The sequence below is a fragment of the Micromonospora sp. WMMD998 genome, from assembly GCF_029581235.1.
Classification (GTDB): Bacteria; Actinomycetota; Actinomycetes; order Mycobacteriales; family Micromonosporaceae; genus Micromonospora.
Window position 1 is genome coordinate 608,187 of the sequence record NZ_CP120740.1, and the last position, 16,830, is coordinate 625,016.

General features: G+C 70.6%; 15 protein-coding genes. 11 read left to right on the forward strand and 4 right to left on the reverse strand.

Going from position 1 to position 16,830, the window contains the following annotated elements:
- Positions 1 to 29: 29 nt before the first annotated feature.
- Genes O7619_RS02770 through O7619_RS02780 form a run of 3 tightly spaced genes read left to right on the forward strand, consistent with a single transcriptional unit; the run spans position 30 to position 2,517 of the window.
- Entirely contained in the window at positions 30 to 986 is a 957-nt protein-coding gene (locus O7619_RS02770; RefSeq protein ID WP_282285472.1) for an ATP-binding cassette domain-containing protein, read from the forward strand.
- A complete protein-coding gene (locus tag O7619_RS02775) occupies positions 983 to 1,768 on the forward strand; it encodes an ABC transporter permease (protein WP_282285473.1) in 786 nt (261 codons plus the stop codon). The genes O7619_RS02770 and O7619_RS02775 overlap by 4 nt, the downstream gene beginning before the upstream one ends.
- The gene (locus O7619_RS02780) at positions 1,765 to 2,517 is read left to right on the forward strand and encodes an ABC transporter permease (protein WP_282285474.1); all 753 of its coding nucleotides are present in this window, start codon (positions 1,765 to 1,767) and stop codon (positions 2,515 to 2,517) included. Before O7619_RS02775 ends, O7619_RS02780 begins: the two co-directional genes overlap by 4 nt.
- 53 nt (positions 2,518 to 2,570) lie before the next feature.
- Here the strand turns inward: O7619_RS02780 and O7619_RS02785 are convergent, their stop codons facing one another.
- Positions 2,571 to 3,254, reverse strand: coding sequence for a methyltransferase domain-containing protein (locus O7619_RS02785; RefSeq protein WP_282285475.1), 684 nt, complete (start codon positions 3,252 to 3,254; stop codon positions 2,571 to 2,573).
- Positions 3,255 to 3,305: 51 nt separating this feature from the next.
- Between O7619_RS02785 and O7619_RS02790 the strand changes: the two genes are divergently transcribed.
- The 7 genes from O7619_RS02790 (at position 3,306) to O7619_RS02820 (ending at position 11,666) form a co-directional block, all read left to right on the forward strand.
- Entirely contained in the window at positions 3,306 to 3,926 is a 621-nt protein-coding gene (locus tag O7619_RS02790; RefSeq protein WP_282285476.1) for a pyridoxal 5'-phosphate synthase, read from the forward strand.
- On the forward strand, positions 3,923 to 5,110 hold the full coding sequence (locus tag O7619_RS02795) for a 3-deoxy-7-phosphoheptulonate synthase (RefSeq protein WP_282285477.1): 1,188 nt from the start codon (positions 3,923 to 3,925) through the stop codon (positions 5,108 to 5,110). Before O7619_RS02790 ends, O7619_RS02795 begins: the two co-directional genes overlap by 4 nt.
- A 7-nt stretch (positions 5,111 to 5,117) precedes the next feature.
- Positions 5,118 to 5,795 carry a DUF2461 domain-containing protein gene (locus O7619_RS02800; RefSeq protein ID WP_282285478.1) on the forward strand — a complete coding sequence of 226 codons (678 nt, stop codon included), beginning with the start codon at positions 5,118 to 5,120 and terminating at the stop codon, positions 5,793 to 5,795.
- Between the two features lie 2 nt (positions 5,796 to 5,797).
- Positions 5,798 to 7,432 (forward strand): AMP-binding protein, encoded by a 1,635-nt coding sequence (locus O7619_RS02805; RefSeq protein WP_282285480.1) that lies wholly within the window; start codon positions 5,798 to 5,800, stop codon positions 7,430 to 7,432.
- The gene (locus O7619_RS02810) at positions 7,429 to 8,598 is read left to right on the forward strand and encodes an FAD-dependent monooxygenase (protein WP_282285481.1); all 1,170 of its coding nucleotides are present in this window, start codon (positions 7,429 to 7,431) and stop codon (positions 8,596 to 8,598) included. The genes O7619_RS02805 and O7619_RS02810 overlap by 4 nt, the downstream gene beginning before the upstream one ends.
- A gap of 20 nt (positions 8,599 to 8,618) precedes the next feature.
- The gene (locus O7619_RS02815) at positions 8,619 to 9,440 is read left to right on the forward strand and encodes an aminotransferase class IV (RefSeq protein ID WP_282285482.1); all 822 of its coding nucleotides are present in this window, start codon (positions 8,619 to 8,621) and stop codon (positions 9,438 to 9,440) included.
- Positions 9,441 to 9,707: 267 nt separating this feature from the next.
- Positions 9,708 to 11,666, forward strand: coding sequence for a cellulose binding domain-containing protein (locus tag O7619_RS02820; RefSeq protein ID WP_282285484.1), 1,959 nt, complete (start codon positions 9,708 to 9,710; stop codon positions 11,664 to 11,666).
- A gap of 85 nt (positions 11,667 to 11,751) precedes the next feature.
- On the opposite strand, the gene O7619_RS02825 is transcribed toward O7619_RS02820, so the two are convergent.
- Positions 11,752 to 12,816 (reverse strand): polysaccharide deacetylase family protein, encoded by a 1,065-nt coding sequence (locus tag O7619_RS02825; protein ID WP_282285485.1) that lies wholly within the window; start codon positions 12,814 to 12,816, stop codon positions 11,752 to 11,754.
- A gap of 198 nt (positions 12,817 to 13,014) precedes the next feature.
- Here O7619_RS02825 and O7619_RS02830 point away from each other — a divergent pair, with 198 nt between their 5' ends.
- Positions 13,015 to 14,016, forward strand: coding sequence for a hypothetical protein (locus O7619_RS02830; protein ID WP_282285486.1), 1,002 nt, complete (start codon positions 13,015 to 13,017; stop codon positions 14,014 to 14,016).
- A gap of 15 nt (positions 14,017 to 14,031) precedes the next feature.
- On the opposite strand, the gene O7619_RS02835 is transcribed toward O7619_RS02830, so the two are convergent.
- Positions 14,032 to 15,444 (reverse strand): condensation domain-containing protein, encoded by a 1,413-nt coding sequence (locus O7619_RS02835; protein WP_282285487.1) that lies wholly within the window; start codon positions 15,442 to 15,444, stop codon positions 14,032 to 14,034.
- Positions 15,441 to 16,808 (reverse strand): MATE family efflux transporter, encoded by a 1,368-nt coding sequence (locus O7619_RS02840; protein ID WP_282285488.1) that lies wholly within the window; start codon positions 16,806 to 16,808, stop codon positions 15,441 to 15,443. Before O7619_RS02840 ends, O7619_RS02835 begins: the two co-directional genes overlap by 4 nt.
- Between the last annotated feature and the right edge of the window lie 22 nt (positions 16,809 to 16,830).

Sequence of the window (16,830 nt, forward strand, 5' to 3'; positions counted from 1 at the left end):
TCGGCGCCCACCCCGGAGAGGACGAAGCGGTGACACAACCAGGCATCGAGGTCGAACACCTCCGCAAGGAGTTCGGCGACAAGGTTGCGGTGGCGGACATCTCCTTCACAGTGGCCAGCGGAACCCTGCTCGGCCTGCTCGGCTCGAACGGCGCCGGTAAGACCACCATCATCAACTGCCTCACCACCCTGGTACGGCCGGACGGCGGCCGGGCCGCCGTCGCCGGCCACGACGTCGTGTCGCAGCCCACGGAGGTCCGGGCGTCGATCGCCCTGACCGGCCAGTTCGCCGCCCTCGACGAGGTGCTCACCGGGCGGGAGAACCTCGTCCTGTTCGGCCGCCTGCTCCGGCTGGGCCGAACCCAGGCCCGGCAGCGCGCCGAGGAACTCCTCGACCGGTTTCGCCTCACCGAGGCAGCCGACAAGCCGGTCAAGAGCTACTCCGGAGGCATGCGCCGCCGCCTCGACCTGGCCGCCAGCCTGGTGGTCGAGCGGCCGGTGCTCTTCCTCGACGAGCCCACCACCGGGCTCGACCCGCGCAGCCGGGAGGAGATGTGGCAGCTCATCCGCCAGCTCCGCGACGACGGCAGCACGGTCCTGCTGACCAGTCAGTACCTCGAAGAGGTCGACCGCCTGGCCGATCGGGTCGTGGTGCTGGACGACGGACGGGTGATCGCCGAGGGGACCCCCGACGAACTCAAGGAGCGGGTCGGCGGCCAGGTGTGCGAGATCGAGGTGCCCGCCGCCCGGAGGGAGGAGGCCGCCGCCGCGCTCCGTTCCGAGATGGACGAGGTCACCGAGCGGGACGGCGCACTCGTCGTGCCGGCGCCTCGGGCCCGGATGCTGGCCGACGTGGTCCGGCTGCTCGAGGAGGCGGGTATCGAGGCCGAGAACGTGGCCCTGCGCAAACCCACGATGGACGAGGTGTTCTTCGCCTTCACCTCGGACGGGACGCAGCGCCCGAGCGCGGAGAGGTCCCGGGCATGACGGCGGCGATCGGCACCGAGCACGGGATCGGAAACCTGGTCACCCAGGGCTCCGTACTCGCCGGCCGGAACCTGAGGCAGCGGGCCAACGCCGAGATGCTCGTCGTGTTCGGCGTGTTCCCGGTGATCTTCGTCTTCGGGTTCCTGTTGCTCTTCGGCCGGCTCTTCTCCGAGCGCGGGCTGGACTACGCCCAGTTCCTGCCGCCGGCGATCGTCGCGCAGTGGATGTTCACGGTGGCGAACACGTCGGGCGCCGCCTCCGCCGCCGACCGGGCCTCGGGGATGCTCACCCGCTGCCTGTCGATGCCGGTCAACCGGGCGGCGGTGGTGGCCGGACGGCTCGCCTCGGACGCCGTCTGGGCGGTGCTCGCGGTGGTGGTGATCAGTGCCACCGGGTACCTCGCGGGGTTCCGGTTCCACGGTGGAGTTCCGGCCGCACTCGGGTTCGTGCTGCTCGCGCTGGCGTTCGCGCTGACCTTGACGGCGGCGACGACAGCGGTGGGCCTCTCCTCGACCGATCCGGAGGCGGTGGCGGCGACGCTCAACCTGCCGTACCTGGCCCTGATCATGCTCTCCAGCGCGTTCGTGCCGGCCGAGGCCTTCCCCGGTTGGCTGGAACCGGTGATCCGGTTCTCCCCGGTCTCGGTGGTCATCGAGGCCCTGCGGTCGCTCGCCTCGGCGACGCCGTCCTGGGGGCAGGTCTGGCCGGCGGTCGCCTGGCTGGCCGGGCTGCTGGTGATCTTCTCGTGGGCCGCCACGCGCGCATTCAGGAGGGCTCGATGAGTGTCGGGCACGAAGCGTCGATCCTGGCCGGCCGGAACCTGCGCCGGTTCGTGCGCAGCCCACGGCTGCTCGGTGACGCCGTCACCTTTCCGCTGGTCCTGCTGCTGTTGCTGCTGGTGATGTTCGGCGAGGTGGTCGGCGGGGCCACCGACGAGCCGTACATCGCCCGGCTGGCCCCGGGGATCGTGCTGTTCAGCGTCGCCTACAGCTGCGTGGGCACGGCTGTCGGGTTCCACGCGGACGTGCACGGCGGGTTCCAAGGGCGGCTGCGGACCATGCCGATCGCCCGGATGTCCCCGCTGCTCGGCCGGATCGCCGGCGACGTGGTCAAGTTCGTGCTGGTCACCGTGGTGACCGTCGCGGTGGGCTACCTCCTCGGATTCCGGTTCGAGCAGGGCTTCCCGGCGGCCGTCGGTTTCCTGCTGGTGGTGCTGCTGTTCGCGCTGATCTTCCTCTGGTCGGCCCTGGTGGTGGCCCTGACCGCCCGCAGCGCCGAGGCGGCGGCCAGCTCCCTCAACGCGCCGGTCACGTTGCTCCTGCTGGTTTCCACCTGCCTGGTGCCGCTGTCGGCGTTCCCGGGGTGGGCCCAGCCGGCGATCCGGGCCAATCCGCTGAGCTGCGCGCACGCCGCGCTGGTCGGCCTCTCCTCCGGAGGGCCGGTCCTGGTGCCGGTACTACAAACCCTGGCCTGGGTGCTCGGTGCCACGCTGCTGCTGGGTCCGCTGGCGCTGCGGCTCGCTCGGCGATGACCGCCGACCGGGTTGAGCCACCCGCGCGGACGGGTGGCTCAACCCCGGCGGTCTCACGAGCGGAGCAGCTCGATCAGCTCGTACCGCAGCTCGCCGTCGGGGTACTCGCCGACAGCACACCGGCGGGTCACCGGCCGCCACCCGTGTTCGGCGGCGATCCGGCCGAGCATCGCCGGGTCGCCCAGATCGGTGAAGCCGAGCATCACCCGCCCGCCGGGGGCCAGGTGCCGCCCGACGGTGCCCAGAAACGCCGCGTGGGCCACGTACCCCGGGTCGAAGAAGGCCCGGTCCAGCAGCTCGTCCGGCGACTCCCCGGGGGAGGCGCCGACGAAGTTGGAGTTCCAGAAGATCAGGTCGAACCGTTCGTCCCCGGTCAGCGGCTGGAACATGTCCCCGCACCGCGCGGTCACCCGGTCGGCGACGCCGTGCCGCTCGGCGTTGCGCCGGGTGTTCTCCACCGCCGCGGCACTGATGTCGAGCGCGGTGACCGCCACGCAGCCGCGCTGCGCGGCGATGACGGAGAGATAGCCGGTGCCGCAGCCCATTTCACAGAACGATCCGCCGGTGGGGTACGCGAGCCACTCGGCGTAGAGGGCGGCGGACGGGGTCAGGTGCGGCGCGTAGACGCCGGGAAGGAGATCCCATTCCTGCCCCAGCAGTTCGAAGGTTCGGGGTTCGACGATGTCCTGGTGCCGGCTCCGCAGGCGCAGAGCCAGGTCTCGATCTCGGGAATCCATATATCTGCCCCCTTTCCTGTACCGGGAGCATAAACACAGGAGGACGGTACGTTGCGAGTCGAACGGCGAGCACCCAGGCAACAGGCGGAGGGTCCGCGGCGGATCGGAACCGACCCGCTGCGGCAGTTCCAGGAGTGGCGCGCGGAATGGGTCGCCCGGTCCCCCGCCGACCCGGCAGCCGCGGTGCTGGCCACGGTCGGCCCGGACGGGCGCCCCTCGGCGCGGTACGTCGACCTGGCCCGGGTCGACACCGGCTTCGTCTTCTTCACCGGGTACCGCAGCCGCAAGGCGACCGATCTCGCCGTCTCCCCGTACGCCGAACTCTGTTTCGGCTGGCTGGAGACATCCCGGCAGGTCCGGGTCGCCGGCCCGGTGGAGCGACTGGACCCGCTGTCGAGCGACGAATACTACAGCCGGCTCCCCCGGCCGGTGCAGCTCCTGGCCTGGTCGACCGACCAGCGGTCGGTGCTCGACGAGCCGCTGACCGGCCGGATCGCGGCCACCGAGCGGCGCTTCGCGGGACAGGAGATTCCTCGGCCCACGCAGTGGGGCGGGCTACGGCTGTTGCCGGAGTCGATCGAATTCTGGCAGGGCGGTCCCGCCGACGTGCCGGAGCGGCTGCGGTACCGGCGCACCGAAGACGGCTGGACCGGCGAACGGATCGCGCCGTGACCAGGCCCGTCGCCGAGCGGGAGGCGCTCCAACAGCCGGAGTGGCCGGACCCGGCGGCCGTGGCGGGCGTACGGGAGACGCTCGCCGGCCGGTCCGGCCTGGTCTCCGAAGCGGAGTGCGCCGTCCTCACCGGGCAGCTCGACCGGGCCGCCCGGGGCGAGGCGGTGGTGTTGCAGGCCGGCGACTGCGCGGAGCGGTTCACCGAGGCCGCCCCGGAGCCGATCGCCGCCCGGCTGGCCCAGTTGACCGGCCTCGCCGCGCGGCTGCGCCGAGACTCCGGGCTGCCGGTGGTACCGATCGGGCGGATCGCCGGTCAGTACGCGAAGCCGCGCTCGTCGGCGTGGGAGCGGCTGCCCGACGGCACGGTGCTCCCCGCATACCGGGGGGACCTGGTCAACCGACCGGAGGCGGACCCCGTTTCCCGTACCCCGGATCCACACCGGATGCTGACCGGGTACGACTGCGCCGCCTTCGTCCTGCGCCAGCTCCGGCGACGGTCCGGGACCGACCCGGCCGGCGTGCCGGTCTTCGCCTCGCACGAGGCGCTGCTGTGCGACTACGAGACCGCCCTGGAGCGGCCCGGAACGTCCGGTCGGTACGCCTCCTCCGGACATCTCGTGTGGATCGGCGACCGGACCCGGGCGTCGGACGGCTGGCACGTGCGGTGGGCGGCGGAGCTGAGCAACCCGGTCGGGGTCAAGATCGGACCGTCCATCACCGCCGCCGAGGCGGTCCGGCTGAGCCGGGTGCTCAACCCGCAGGGCCGGCCCGGCAAGGTGTCGTTCATCGTCCGGCTCGGCTCGCAGCGGATCCGGCGCATCCTGCCGGAGCTGGCCCTCGCGATCCGCCGGCACGGGGCACCGGTGCTGTGGCTGTGCGACCCGATGCACGGCAACACGTACCGGCTGCGCTCCGGCACGAAGACCCGGCTGGTGGAGGCGATCCACGACGAGGCGACCGCGTTCGTCCGGATCCTCGCCGCCCATCGGCTGCACCCGGCCGGGCTGCATCTGGAGGTGACTCCGGAAGACGTGACCGAGTGCATCGCCGCCCCGGTCGACACGCCGGTCTCCCCGGCGCGGGTCGCGCAGCCCCGGTACACCAGCGCCTGTGACCCGCGGCTGAACCGGGAACAGGCGGACGAACTCGTGGCCCATTTCGCGGGCCTGACCCGACGGAGGTGAACCAGCGATGAGCAAAGGACAGCAGGGCGGCGCGGACGCCAAGACGTTCGGCGGCTTCCCGGCCGAGGCGTTCCGCTTCTATCAGAACCTGGAGAAGCACAACACCCGCGACGAGTGGCACCGGCACAAGGACACGTACGACTCGTGCGTCCGCGAGCCGATGGAGGCGCTCGCCGCCGAACTCGGGGACAAGTACGGCGCGGTCAAGGTGTGGCGACCGCAGCGGGACGTCCGGTTCGCGAAGGACAAGTCGCCGTACAAGACGTACCAGGGGCTGACCGCCGGCTCGGCCGACAGCGTCGGCTACTACCTGCAGCTCGACGCCGAAGGGCTGCGCCTGGGCGGCGGCTACCACGGCCTCTCCTCCAAGCAGGTCGAGCGCTACCGCGAGGCGGTCGACGACGGTCGCTCCGGCGGCGCACTGCAACGGATCGTCGACGAACTCAGCGCCGACGACTGGCACCTGATCGGGGAACGGCTCAAGACCAAGCCGAAGGGCTGCCCGGCGGACCACCCCCGGGTGGAGCTGCTGCGGTACCGGTCGCTGGCCGCCGACCGGGTGCACCGGGTGTCGGACGGGATCGACGGCGAGGCGGCGTTGCGCCTGGTCCGGGACGGCTGGGACGCGCTGGCTCCGCTTGTCGACTGGCTGGACCGGCACGTCTCCACCACCGGAGGGAGCTGACCATGCTGGCGGGGTGTGTACCGTGGCCGCCGGAGTTCGCCCGGCGGTACACCGAGCGGGGCTACTGGCGGCCGGAGCCGCTCGGCGATCGGCTGCGGGCTCTGGCCAGCGCCGACGCCGACCGGATCGCACTTGTCGAGCCGGCCCGCCGGATGACCTACGGGGAGCTGGACCGGCGTGCCGACCGGCTGGCCGCGGGTCTGCGCCGGGCCGGCCTGTCCCCCGGCGACCGGGTCGTGATCCAGCTTCCCAACGTGATCGAGTTCGTGACGCTGTGCCACGCCCTGTTCCGGCTCGGCGCACTTCCGGTCTTCGCGCTGCCCGCCCACCGGGAGAGCGAGCTCGCCCACCTCTGCGCCGTGAGCGAGGCGACCGCGCTGGTGATCCCGGACAGCTACCTCGGCTTCGACCACCGCGAACTCGCTCGTCGGGTGACCGGGCCGGAGCACGTCTTCGTCGTGGGTGAGCCGGCGGAGTTCGTCGCCCTCGACGCGGTGGACGCCGAGCCGGAGCCGCTGCCCGCCCCGGACCCGGCGGACGTGGCGCTCTTCCTGCTCTCCGGCGGGACGACCGGACTGCCGAAGCTGATCCCCCGAACTCACCAGGACTACGGCTACAACCTTCGGCTCAGCGCCGAGAACGCCGGCCTGACCTCGGCCGACAGCTATCTGGCGGTGCTGCCGGTCGGGCACAACTATGCGTTGGCCTGCCCGGGCATCCTCGGTACCCTGCACGTCGGCGGTCGGGTCGTGCTCGCGCCGACGCCGAGCGCCGAGGATGTCTTCCCGCTGATCGAGCGGGAACGGGTGACGGTGACCGGGCTGGTCCCGCCGCTGGCCCTGCTCTGGCTGGAGATGGCCGGGGTCGCCGGCTCGGATCTGTCCAGCCTGCGGCTGGTCCAGGTGGGCGGCGCGAAGTTCGGGGCCGAGGCCGCCCGACGATTCGGCCGGGCCCTCGGGTGCGCGGTGCAGCAGTCGTTCGGGATGGCCGAGGGGCTGCTCTGCCAGAGCGCTCCGGACGACCCACCGGAGACCGTGGCCACCACTCAGGGCCGGCCGCTGTCCCCCGACGACGAGATCAGGGTGGTCGACGCCACCGGTGCTCCGGTGCCCGACGGTGAGGTGGGTGAGCTGCTCACCCGGGGGCCGTACACCCTGCGCGGCTACTACCGGGCGGAGGAGCACAACGCCACCGCCTTCACCTCGGACGGGTTCTTCCGCACCGGCGACCTGGTCCGGATGCTGCCCAGCGGGCACCTCGTGGTGGAGGGCCGGGTGAAGGACCAGATCAACCGGGGTGGGGACAAGCTGGCCGCCGACGAGTTGGAGGACCATCTGCTGGCCCACCCGGCCGTACGGGAGTGCGCCGTGGTCGCCATGCCGGACCCGCTGCTCGGCGAGCGGACCTGCGCCTTCGTGGTGCCACGACCACGGGGTACGACCCCGCGGCTGACCGAGGTGGTGGCGTTCCTGCGGGAGCGTGGGCTGGCGGCGTACAAGCTGCCGGACCGGTTGGAGCTGGTCGAGTCGTTCCCGCGTACCGCGGTGGGGAAGGTGGACAAGGGCCGGCTGCGGGAGCGGATCCGCGAACTCACCGGCGCGGCGCCCGGCTCCACCGGCACGGAGCGCGGCCGATGATCGTGGTGGGCGCCGGTCCGACCGGTCTCACGGCCGCCCTGGCGCTGCGGTCGGCGGGTCTGCCGGCCACGGTGCTGGAAGCGGAGCCGGCGGACCGTAGCCGACCGGGCAGCCGGGCCCTGTTCGTGCACGGCCGGACGTTGCGGCTGCTTGCCGGGCTCAGCCCGGAACTCGCCGAGGAGATCGCCCGCCGGTCCGTGGTCTGGCCGACCCGCGAGACGTACTACCGAGGGCGGTTGGTCTTCTCCCGCAGCTATCCGTCGCACTCCCACGGGCTGCCCCCGTTCGCCAGCCTGCGCCAGGTGGAGACGGAACGCCTGCTGCTGGCGGCCTGCGAGCGGGCCGGGGTCCGGTTCGAGTGGGGCACCGCGGTAGACACGGTCACCACCGGGCCGGAGGCGGTCACGCTGGAGACCGGGGACGGCCGGCGGTGGAGCAGCGAGTACGTCGTCGCCGCCGACGGCGCCCGCTCGGCGGTGCGCCGGTCGCTCGGGGTGGGACTGCACGGTCCCCGGCCGCACGGCTTCCACGTCGTCGTCGACCTGGCCGAGGATCCGAACCAGCCGATGCCGTCGCGCCGGACCTTCCACTACGAACATCCGGCCCTCGGCGGTCGGACCGTGCTCCTGGTGCCCTTCGCCGGCGGCTGGCAGGTCGACCTCCAGTGCCGCGAAACCGACGCTCCGGCGACCTTCGACAGTGTCGAGGCGGCGCGGCGCTGGCTGCCCGCGGTGGTGCCGGAGCGCTACCGGGATCGGATCCTGTGGGTCGCCCGGTACAACTTTCACCAGGTGGTGGCGGACCGGCTCACCGACGGGCATCATCGGGTGCTGCTCGCGGGGGAGGCGGCGCACCTGTTCCCGCCGTTCGGCGCGCGCGGGATGAACAGCGGGATGGCCGACGCCGTCGCCGCCGCGGAGGCGATCGCGGCGGCGGACGCCGATCCGGCGGCGGTGCCGGGGTACGCCGCGCGGCGGCACGCGGCGGCACGCTACAACCGGGACGCGGCCGGGGCCGCGCTGCGCCACCTGCGGCCGGGGCCGGCGATGCGGATCCGGCAGCGGTGCTTCGCCACGCTGGCGCCGGTGGTCCCCGCGCTCGGCCGGTGGCTCGAGACGGCGCCCTACGGGCCCCGTCAGGGCCCGTCCGCGCAGAGCAAGTACTGACCGAGCGGCAGGAGGAGCGAGTGGAGCTGGACGGCGCCCCGGTCAGCCCGGCCGACCTGAGCGTGTTGGCGCTTGTCAACTACGGGCACTTCACCACGATGCGGGTCGCCGGGGGCCGGGTGCGCGGCCTCGCCCACCACCTGGAGCGGCTACGCCGGGACTCCCGGGCCCTCTTCGGAGCGGAACTCGATCCGGAACGGGTGCGGTTCCTGGCCCGGAGAATGATCACCGGTCCGGCCGGCGTGGACGGTGCCGCGAGCGGGGAGGGCGGCGGCGCGGTCGCCGTCCGGGTCACCGCCTTCGACTCCCGGCCCGGGTTGGACCGCCCGCCCGCTCCGGCCGCCCCCCGGCTGCTGGTCACGGTCCGGCCCGCCCCGGCCGGGCCGCTCCCACCGCTTGCGCTGCGGTCGGTGCGGTATGTCCGGGAGCTGCCGGAGGTCAAGCACACCGGGCTCTGTGCGACGGTTCATCACCGCCGGGCGGCGCAGGCCGCCGGCTTCGACGACGCGCTCTTCGTCGCCGAGGACGGCCGGGTCGTCGAAGGGAGCACCTGGAACCTGGCGGTCGTCCGGGGGGAGACGGTCATCTGGCCGGACGCCGCCTGCCTGCCGGGGGTGACGACGCGGCTGCTGGGAGACGTGCTGGACCGGCTCGGGATCGCCCACCGGACCGGCAGGGTCGAGCTGACCGAGTTGACCGGGGAGACCGCCGTCTTCACGACCAACGCCACCGCAGGGTTACGCCCGGTCGCCGCGGTCGACGGCGTTCCGCTCGCCCGAGCCGACCAGTTGATCGCGGCGATACGCCGGGAGTACGACGCGATCGCCGGCGATCCGTTGTAGACGCGGCCCGCGACCTCCGAGTCGGCGCTGCCATCGTCACGCCCCCAAAAGTTTCGTTGCTTGCCCCGACACTTTCTGTTTCCACCAGGTAGCCATTTCATTGACGGACGTCGACGTCAGGGCGTAGCGTCCGGCAGTGGAAGCTTCTCACCGAAGCCGCTCCCCCGGCTCCGCCTGGCCCCACGGCAAGGAAACAGAGCAATGGACACAGCGAAACAGAAAGGCCGGCTTCAGACCGCCGGGGGCCGGCCCCCGGGAAAGGTACCGATGAAGAACAAACGTCTCGCGATCTGGACAGCAGTCGCTCTCCTCATCCTCGGTGGTGTCGGGACGGGCACTCTGGTGGCGCCGGTCTACGGTGCGACCGCCGCGGCTGGGACCGACTGCATCGCCGATCCCGCCCTGCGCGGCGCGACGAGGAGTCCGCTCTACACCGTCACGACCGCCGGCACCCCGCTGTTCGTCGAGAAGATGACGAAGTACGCCCCGGAGATGCAGGTGCACTATGCGCACTGCTCGATGGCGGGAACGGGCACGGCCGAGTTCTCGGTCACTGTCGCCGAGGGCTTCAGCTCGTACACCGTCAGCCCCAAGAGCCGGAAACTCGCCGTCGCCCGCAGCGGCAACACCATCACCTTCACCAGCGGTCCGAACTACCTGATCGTCCAGTTCGACTCCAAGGAGCTGCTGTTCATCCTGATCGACGCGCCCGAGACGGACGCGCCCCAGTTGGGCGACGCCAACGTCAAGAACCTCGCCGACTACGGCGTCGACAACACCGGCGCGACCCTGGTCACGTCAAAGATCCAGAGCGCCATCAACGCCGCATCCGGGGCGACCCGCAACGTCCTGTACGTGCCTCCGGGCCGCTACCAGGTCGGCGAACTGTGGATGAAGAGCAACATGACCCTCTACCTGGCCACCGGCGCGGTCCTCTACGGCTCGAACCAGAAGGCGGACTTCAACACCGGTAGCGGTGGGGTGAACATCGAGGGCATGCAGCACGCCTCCCTCCGGATGTACCGGGTGAGCAACGCCAAGCTGCTGGGCCGCGGTGTCATCGACGGGAACGGGAAGTACCTGCGGGCCCAGGGCATGAACCTGGCCGTGCTGAAGATCGAGGAGAGTTCCGACATCCTGGTCGACGGCGTGACCGTACGCGACTCCAGCTACTGGAACACGCTCGTCTACCGCAGCGACAGGGTCACCATCAAGAACTACAAACTGATCAACTGCCGGCCCACGACGGGGTACAACAACACCGACGGCGTGGACTTCGACGAGTCGACCAACAGCCTGCTGTCGAACGCGTTCCTCTACACCGGTGACGACAACATGGCGACCAAGAACGAGTCCGCCAGCGGCACGGTCAACACCAGGAACGTCATCCACGAACACGTCGTCTGCTACAGCAACTCCGCCTGCGCGAAGATCGGCACCAAGACCGAGGGCACGTCCATGGACGGCATCGTCTTCCGCGACATCGACGTGGTGAAGGCGGGCCGCTCGATGGTGATCGACGCGGTCGACACCGCCGTCGTTTCGAACACCCGATGGGAAGACGTCAGGGTGGAACAGACCGACAGTCTGATCGACCTGGAGGAGGATCGCCCGCCGTCCTGGCGCACCGTGAAGAACACCTCGACGATCCGGAACGCCTACTTCACGAACGTCTCCTCAGACGTGAAGAAGGTCGTCAACCTGCACGGACGGTCATCGACGATCAACATCAGCGGCGTGCACTTCGAGAACTTCACCGTCCAGGGCAGACCGGTCACCAGCCAGACCGACCCGGACGCGAGCTGGAACATCAACTCCTACGTCTCGAACATCACCTTCTCCACGTCGCCCCCGACCACCCCGCCGCCCACCACCCCGCCGCCGACCACCCCGCCGCCGAGCCAGTCCAGCGCCTGCGAGGTGGGCTACACGATGAACTCGTGGAACAGCGGCTTCACCGCCAACATCCGCATCACCAATCGGGGCACATCGACGATCAACGGTTGGACCCTGACGTTCACCCTGCCCAGCGGACAGACCGTGACCGGCGGCTGGAACGCCACCTACACGGGCTCCAGCGGTCAGATCTCCGCACACAACGTCTCGTACAACGGGACGCTGGCAGCAGGCGGATCCACCGAAATCGGCTTCCAAGCCACCCACACCGGCAATACCGGCGAGCCTGGCTCCTTCGCCCTCAACGGCGTCAACTGCGCCCTCTCCTGATGGACACATCGACGCGGCCGGTGGAACCGCGCCCGGAACGGGGCCCGGTTCCACCGGCCTTTCACGCAAGCCCAGGCCAGCGGGGTCAGCCCGTGGTGCAGGACTGGATCTGGGGTCTGGCCCAGCTGTTGCCGTTCATCATCGTGGTGAAGCCGAAGGTGTTGCCGCTGCCGTTGGACCGCATCGTCATCACGTACCCGGTGCTGTCCCAACTGGGTGAGCCGTTCCAGGTGGTGGCGACCCGCTGCGGCGCGGTCAACGCCACGACCACGGTCCAGTTGCTGGCCCCCTGAACGGTCACCGAGGTGTTGTACCGGTCGCCCCAGACGTTGGGGGTCGTCGCCGTCGCCGTGCACCCGCCGGTGGGCGGTGGAGTGGTGGGCGTGCCGGTCGGCGGCGCACTTGTCGGCGGCGTGGTGGTCGGCGGCGTACCGTCCGGGGCAACCGCTCGGCCGGTGCTCGGCGAAATCATGCCCGGGCAGAGGTTGCGGCTGCTCAGGTTGGCCACGATCTGCGGAATCGCGTCGCGGGTGTTCTGAATGCCGTCGTGCATCAGGATCACCTGGCCGGCCTGGAGGCGGCTGGCGTTGGAGACGATCTGGCTGACGCTGGCGCCGTTCCAGTCCTGGGAGTCGACGTCCCAGATCACCTGGCGCAGGCCGAGCGACGACGCGACCGACTGGAGGGTCGAGTTGGTCTCCCCGTAGGGCGGGCGGAACAACTGCGGCCGGACGCCGGTCGCCGACTGGATCGCCGAGTTGGTCTGGGAGAGGTCCGACTGCATCTGGCTCTGACTCATCGAGGTCATGTGCGCGTGGTTCCAACTGTGGTTGCCCACCCACATGCCGGCGTCGACCTGGGCCCGTGCGGCGGACTGGTTGCCCTGCGCGTTCTGCCCGATGTTGAACATGGTCGCCCGTACGTTGTTCGCGCGCAGCACGGACAGCAGGGCGCCGGTGTTGCCGGTCGGCCCGTCGTCGAAGGTGAGGCCCACGTACCCGTTGCAGGTGGCGGCGCTGGACGGAGTGGCGGCAACCGCGAAACCGGCGGCACTGAGCGCCACGGTCGAGGCGAGCACGGCCAACCGGAAGGTAAGACGCGATTTTCGGGCGGTGGACGGGCGGCGGGAGCCGCCGACGCTGGCGTACATGCGCAGGTCCTCCTTGGTTTTAATTGACAGAGGTTGATGCCACTGTGATCGGAGTATTGCAGCGGCGTTTCGAACACGTCAATCATTTTCCGGAAGTTTTCCGGAACACATCGGTTGGTCCGCAACCACACCAAGTGCCACCGACTCCTGACTTTCCGTAGGACCCCACGGGCTTCAGGTGAGCCCGATGATGGAGGGATGCTGGAGCAGATCGCGGTCAGCGGCGCCGGCCCGCCGGCGCGGCTCGCCGCCCGAGTTCTCTGTAGACGACTGAGGCGCCCGTCTGCCGGCAACGTCGCCGCGGTGATCCGGTTGATGACGGGTGCGCGGGACGAGCGGGTCGCGGCGATGGCCGAGGAGGCCCTGGCCCTGGCCTGGGGCAGCGACCAGGAGGTGACCAACCGCGTCTGGGACGGCCTGACCGCCACGCCGGGCCGGGCGTGGCGGTTCCTGCTCGCGCCCGCGCCGGACTGCCCGCACGAACCACGGGTACGACTGGTCACCGCACCACCGAACGGCAGACGGGTGCTCGCGGCTGCCCTCAAGTCGGCCGATCCCGAGTTGCGCGGGACGATGGCCGACCTCCTGCGCGTCACCAACCACCCGGTCCTCCTCGGTGACTTCGAGTACGCGCTGAGAAGCTGGCCGATGCCACGCAGTCCCGGGGACGAGAAGCTGGAGACCCGCGCGGTGCTCGACCTCGCGCTTACCAACACCCATCTGTGCCAGCCCGCGCCGGTCGGCAGAAAGCGCACGGGGCTCGCCGTCGTGGCGGTCCTGAAGAGGCGGTTCGACCTGCTCGACAGCTATGACCCCGCATCCATGGCGTCTGAGTTGGTGCGCCTCGACGCCGGGGAGTTCCCGGCACCAGCGACCGAGGGGTACCGCCGGTGGCTACGTGCCCTGGGCCCCGGCCCCGGCCGCGAGCAACTGTGCAAGCTCGTCATCGATGGCCACTCCGAGGCGCTGGCTGCCGTCGCGGACAGCGGCCAGGAGCCGGACTCGCCGGACCTGTTGCCGGCGTTTCTCTTCTGCACCGAGCAGTGGGAGCGATACGACGCCCTGGACCCCGACGGCACCCTGATCGAGAACTACCTCATCGAGGAGAACGACGACGTGGGAAGTCACATGTGGACGGTCGCAAAACGCAACGGACGCGAACTGCCACCCCCGCCAGGTTTCTCCGACCCCGGGTTCTGACCCGGCGGTTGCAGATCAGGACCGGTCGATCTCGGCGTACCTGGTGCGGCTCTCGGCGAACCAGTCGGCGATCAGCTCCAGCGCGAGATCCTCGTATGCGAGGGTCACGGCCACCCGCTCGAACGTGTCGAGGAACGCCCTGATGTCGCCGGGCGGCAGCAGGGCCGTGTCGGCGAACAGCGAGAGGTGGATCCGCTCGGCCGTGCCCCGGATCCCCATGAAGAGATCCTTGTTCTTCATGGGCACCCGCTCGGGCCAGGAGAACGTGGTGGACCGGGTCGCCGCGGCCAGTTCGTCGAGGGTGGCGGGGGGCCTGGCCGGCCGGCCGGGCAGCGCCGACCAGATGTCGTTGAACTGGCAACCCCGCCGCGCCCCCGCCGAACTGATCATGTCGAGGGTGCTGCGCTGGCGATGCCGGCCGTACCGTCTCGCCTCCGCCAGCACAGCCGAGCAGTGACGGACCAGAGCGGCGAAGGAATCCGCGGTCAGCTCGATCACGGTCAGGATCCCCTGGCTGAGGTTGCTGACCGTGCCGGCCAGCTCCGGTGTCGTGCGGTTGCCCTGCATGATGTCGATCGGATAGTTGGGCCCCGGGCAGACGCACCGGATCAGTGCCGAGGTGATGGAGAGCAGGATCGCGGAGGGGGTCGTCCGGTGGCGGCGGGCCGCCGGGCCGATCGCGACGGCCACCGCGTCGGACTCCAGTTGCCCACGGAAGAACCGTGGTGTGACCGGAGTGGCCCGTGCCGGCAGCATCTCCGGGCGGGTTCGTTCGAGCTGGCGCCGGATGAACTGCGCAGCCTGGATGTTCAGTAGCTGTCCCTGCGGCCCGTTCTCCATCCGCGCGAGGTCCGCCGGTTGTGGTGCGGGCCGGGCGGGTGGCGGTGGCGCGCCGGCCGCGCGGGCTCCCAGCAGGGCGGTGAGGTCGGTGACCAGCAGTTCAGCGCTGGCGAAGTCGGCGGACAGATGCGACACGGCCACCGTGAGCAGGATCGGGATGCCGTTCTGAAGGATCACCGAGAAACGGATCGGAAGTTCCTTGTCATGGTCGAAGCCGAGTTCCGCGGCGCGCTCCAGACAGTCGGTGACGATGCTGCCGTAGTCCTTCGGGTCGTCGACCGAGCGGTCGACCAGCTCGACCGGCAGCGACCCCGAGCCGAGGACCTCCTGGATCGCGTCGCCCTTGGCGGTGGGGCGGTACATGGTGCGCAGCGCCTCGTGGCGTCGGATCAGCTCAGCCAGGCTCTCCAGCACGTCCCCGACGCTCAACAGCAGCGGGATGTGCAGCCACTTGGTGAGCACGGCGTACGACCGGGTGTTCTCCCAGTCGCGGATCAGGTCCCAGATGACCTCCTGGCCCCAGGCCAGCGGGGCCGTTCGCGAACGTCCGCCATGGAACTCCAGGTTGGCCGAACGGATAGTGATCATGGGGAGCTTGGCACCTCCACGACGGTGGACAGGTTGCCCGGTGCCGGGTCCGCCGGCGATCTGAGTACCTGTCGCAGGCAGAAGGTCGAGTACGACAGACCGACGGTCCAGCTCGCTACCACGGCCCACATGATGGCGTGGATGCCGAACGGGCGGCTGAGCAGGTACGCGAACGGGATCTGAACCATGACGAAGGCGACGATGGTGCAGATCAGTGGCGCCGTGGTGCGGCGGGCACCGTTGAGGTAGCCGTGCAGGACCACCATCAGGGTGTAGAGCGGCAGGAAGGGAAAAATGATCGTCAGGTACTCGCCGGTGACCCGCCGGGTGGTCGGGTCCTCGGTGAACAGCGCGGCGATCGGGGCGCGTGCCAGCAGGACCACGGCGGAGAACACCAGCGTCAGCACGAATGTCAATCCCAGGGTCCGCAACAGGGCGTGCCTGGCCCGTTCGTGGTGGCCGGCGCCGAGGTTCTGCGCCGCGAACGTGGTGACCGCCCCGGAGAAGGACAGGAACAGGATGGCACTGAACGCCTCGACCCGCGAGACGACGGTGAAGGCCGCCATCACCACCTCGCCGTACGGCTCGATGATCCAGACCAGCACCATGATCCCGACGGCGAGGATGATGTGCTGCGTGGCCAGCGGCAGACCGAGCCGGGTGGCGTCGACGAGTTCGCCGCGTACGGCCTCGCGCGTGGGCCGGCCGGGTGGCAGGGGATAGATCCGGCCCGACGCGACGACTCCGATGACCGCGGCGGCGCTGCTGGCCACCGCCGTGGCCAACGCGGCACCGGCGATCCCGAGGCCCAGTCCACCCACGAAGAGCAGGGCCAGCCCGATGTTCAGCAGGTTTCCGGCGGCCTGCACCCACATCGCCGCCCGCGAGTTGCCGAGGCCGCGTAGGTAGGCGCTGACCGCGGCGGATCCGAAGATGCCGGGGAAGCCGAGGGAGAGCACCTGGATGAAGCGGGCGCACTGCTCGGCCAACTCACCCGTGATGCCCATCAGCGCCAGCACCGGCTCGGCCAACACGGTGACCAGCAGCACGCAGCCCACGATCCAGCCGACCGTGACCAGGGCCAGGGACACCACGACGTCACGCCGCTGCCGGTCCTGCCCGGCGCCGCGCAGGTGCGCAAGGCGGATGGTGAACGCGGTACCGAGCCCGATGAACATCGCGTTCAGCAGATAGAACAGCGGCCCACTCGCCCCGACCGCGGCCAGCCCCTCGACGCCGACGTAGCGCCCGACGACGATGCCATCGACGAGGAGGTACACCTGCTGGAACAGGCTGGCCGCGGTCAGCGGCAGGGCGAAGCCGACGATCTGCCGGAGCGGCGGCCCCTGTGTCATGTCGGTCATGACGTCCCCGATCCGGTCGTCG